Annotated in this window: 4 protein-coding genes; 2 read left to right on the forward strand and 2 right to left on the reverse strand. The window is 74.4% G+C overall.

The features are described from left to right. Both A8W25_RS30680 and A8W25_RS30685 read left to right on the forward strand, forming a co-directional pair. Positions 1-524, forward strand: a 524-nt coding sequence (locus tag A8W25_RS30680; RefSeq protein ID WP_079126544.1) for a sensor histidine kinase, incomplete at its 5' end; no start/stop codon positions are given. 45 nt (positions 525-569) lie between these two features. Beyond that, positions 570-1,802 (forward strand): cytochrome P450 family protein, encoded by a 1,233-nt coding sequence (locus A8W25_RS30685; protein ID WP_067167723.1) that lies wholly within the window; start codon positions 570-572, stop codon positions 1,800-1,802. A gap of 55 nt (positions 1,803-1,857) precedes the next feature. Here A8W25_RS30685 and A8W25_RS30690 read toward each other — a convergent pair whose 3' ends face one another. Together A8W25_RS30690 and A8W25_RS30695 are read right to left on the reverse strand one after the other, a co-directional pair. Then, positions 1,858-2,712: an NAD(P)H-binding protein gene (locus A8W25_RS30690; protein ID WP_067167725.1), complete on the reverse strand. Its 855-nt coding sequence runs from the start codon at positions 2,710-2,712 to the stop codon at positions 1,858-1,860. A 29-nt stretch (positions 2,713-2,741) separates the two neighbouring features. Continuing rightward, positions 2,742-3,348, reverse strand: a 607-nt coding sequence (locus tag A8W25_RS30695) for a ScbA/BarX family gamma-butyrolactone biosynthesis protein (RefSeq protein WP_079126545.1), incomplete at its 5' end; no start/stop codon positions are given.

A 3,348-nucleotide genomic window follows, 5' to 3' on the forward strand; every position in this document is an offset into this window, starting at 1 on the left:
ATATGGAGTCGTACGCGGCCCGGACCGGCGGCGGCCCCGAGCTCGCCGCCGCCCGCCGGGCCCTCCAGCAGGCCATCGACATCAGCGGGCACCTCACCGGCGCCCCGCGCCGCGAGCCGGACCCTCCCCCGCTCCTCGACGCCCTGCGTGAGTTCACCCGTGCTCTCGGGCCCAGCGCCGTCGACGTCCGGCTGGAGGCGGCCGGTGACGAGCGGCTGCTCGCGGACGCCGACCGCCGCGAACTCCTCCTCGTCGTACGGGAAGCCCTGCGCAACAGCTTTCGCCACGCCCGCGCGGACCACATCACCGTGGCCCTGCGCTTCACCCGCCGCTCGGCCCACGCCACCGTCATCGACGACGGCATCGGCTTCGACACCGAGCGGCTGCTCTTCCCCGGTCACCGCTGTCCGGGGCTGCGCTCGATGGCCGACCGGACCGACGGTCTCGGCGGGCGCCTCACCGTCGAAAGCGTGCCGGGGAACGGCACCCGCATCGACGTACATCTCCCCCTGTGCCCACAGTAGTCGGCACAGTCACACGTCCCCATCCCGTCCTTACGGAGCACCTCCATGCCCCAGCAGCACTGCCCGTTCGCCATCGACGCCGCCGGAACCGACATCCACGGCGAGATCGCCCGTATCCGCGCGCACGGCCCGGTCACCCGGGTCGAGCTGCCGGGCGGCGTGGCCGCCTGGTCGGTCACCAGCGCCGAGGCGGCCAAGAGCCTGATGACCGACCCGCGCGTCTCCAAGGACGCCGAACGCCACTGGCCCGCCTGGATCAACGGCGACATCCCCCGCACCTGGCCGCTCGCCCTCTGGATATCCGTCCGCAGCATGATCACCGCGTACGGGGAGGAGCACAGCCGGCTGCGCAAGCTGACGTCCAGGGCGTTCACCGCACGCCAGACGACGGCGCTGCGCCCGACGATCGAGCGGATCGTCGCCGACCTCCTCGACAAGCTCGCCGACACCCCCAAGGGCCGGCCGGTCGATCTGCGCAAGGCGCTCGCGAGCCCGCTGCCCGTCCAGGTGATCTGCGAGCTCTTCGGCGTCCCCGAGAGCGCCCGCGACCGGCTCTGCCGCCTCATCGACATCACCTTCCTCACCGAGGTGACCGCCGAGGAGGCCGAGGCGACCGGCCGCGAACTCTATGTGGCGCTCAACGAGTTCATCGCCTTCAAGCGCGCCAACCCCGGCGACGACATGACCAGCGGACTGATCGCCACCCGCGACGAGGACGACGGGAGCGGCCTCACCGAGGTCGAGCTCGTGGACACCCTGCTGCTGATGATCTCGGCCGGGTTCGAGACCGTGGTCAATCTGATCGACCAGGCCGCGTACGCGCTGCTCACCCACCCCGAGGAGCTGGCCCGCGTCCGGCGCGGCGAGACCTCCTGGGAGGACGTGGTCGAGGAGACCCTGCGCTGGGAGCCGCCGGCCGCCCATGTGCCGCTGCGGTACGCCGTGGAGGACATCGAGATCGGCGGTGTGGTGATCCCCCGGGGCGAGCCGATCCTGGTCGCGCTCGCCGGGCCCGGCCGCGACCCCGAGGTGCACGGCGAGGACGCCGACCGCTTCGACCCGTCGCGTCCGCTGCGCCGCGAGCACCTGGCCTTCGGGCACGGCGTCCACTACTGCCTGGGGGCCCCGCTGGCCCGCCTTGAGGCGACCGTGGCCCTGTCGGCCCTGTTCGAGCGCTTCCCGGACGTGGCCCTCGCGGCCCCGGGCGAAGAGCCGGCCCAGCTCCCGTCGTTCATCTCCAACGGCCACCGGGAGCTGCCGCTCCTGCTGAACGGCTGAGGCGGCGGAAAGGGGCCTTGCCGGGTGCTTCCGGCCAGGCCCCTTTCCGTACGTCCTACGTGCCTCGGGCGAAGGCGGCCACGTGGTCGCGGGCCCACTCGGCGTACGCGCGCGCGGGGCGGCCCGTCAGCTCCTGGACGGCCGGTGACACCCCGGCCTTCGCCCCGGCCCGCTGGCGCTCGGCGCTGTGGAGCAGCGCCTCGGCCACCGGCTGCGGATAGCGGGCGAGCAGCGCGGCACGGGCGCGTTCGGGGCCCAGCTCCTCGAACCGGAGCGGCTTGCCCAGGGCGTCGGCGAGGAGCGCGGTCTGCTCGGCGGCCGTGATCGCCGCCGGGCCCGAGAGCGCGTACGCGCGGCCCTCGTGGGCGCCCGGCTCGGTGAGCGCCCTGGCCGCCGCCTCGGCGATGTCGCGCGGGTCCACGGTCGCGTTGGGCGCGTCCCCGTACAGCGCGCGCACCACGCCCTCGTCGCGCACCGAGCGCGCCCAGGACAGGGTGTTGGTCATGAAGGCGCGCGGCCGCAGCAGGGTCCAGGCGAGCCCCGACTCCCGTACGGCCGCCTCGTTCTCGCGCTGGCGGCGGGTGATGAGGTCGTCGGCGTCCGGGTCGGTGACGGCCAGCGCGGAGAGCTTGACCAGATGGCGCACTCCGGCCGCGCGGGCCGCCTCCACGAACCGGACGTCGTCGGGTTCGCCGATGCTGCCGGTGACCAGGAAGGCCGCCCGTACGCCCTTGAGCGCGCGGTCGAGGCTGTCGCGGTCGGCGTACTCGCCGCCGACGACCTCGACGGCCGGGCCGGTGACCGTCACCCGCTCCGGCCGTCGGGCCAGGACGCGCAGCGGATGGGCGGGCGCGAGCAGCCGGGCGACCTCGCCCCCCACGGTTCCGGTCGCCCCGGTCACCACGATCATCGTCGGCCTCTTCTCCGTTGCCGCGCCCGTCAGTCGCCGCGCGGCGCCGACAGCGTGGCGAGGAAGACCAGGCTGTCGTCCTGGTGGCCGGTGACCTGCACACTGGTCATGCCGGGGCGCCGGGGCGCCGCGTCGGTGACCTGTATCCAGCAGGTGCTGTCGAACTCCGCGTACCGGTGGAACGCTATGTCACCCGCGACCGGGACGAACGGCAGGGGTCCCAGGGCCGCGCTGGCCGCCTGCCGGGCCGCCTCCAGCAGGAGCATGCCGGGCACATGGTCGTTGGGGCGCTGGAAGAGCGTGGGGTGCGAGGTGTCCACCCGTAGCCGCCAGACGCGCTCCTGCGGGCAGGGCGCGAGCACCACGTCGGCGGCGCGGGTGCGGCCGGCCAGGTCGGCGGGGACGGGCAGCGGGAGGTAGCCGCTGACGCCCGGGGAGGTCCGGTCGCCGCGCAGCCGCCGGTAGACCCCGGGGCTCAGCACCCGGGCCTGGCCGGAGCCGGTGGCCACCAGGCGCCCCAGGCGGCGCAGCACCCAGTGGACCTTGAGCCGCGACAGCTTGCCGCCGCGCCATTCGAGGCGGGAGAACTCCAGCTCCACGTCGATGAGCGCCGGCTGGCCGCCGACGTCCAGCTGG

This window comes from Streptomyces sp. ERV7 (assembly GCF_001653515.1).
Classification (GTDB): domain Bacteria; phylum Actinomycetota; class Actinomycetes; order Streptomycetales; family Streptomycetaceae; genus Streptomyces.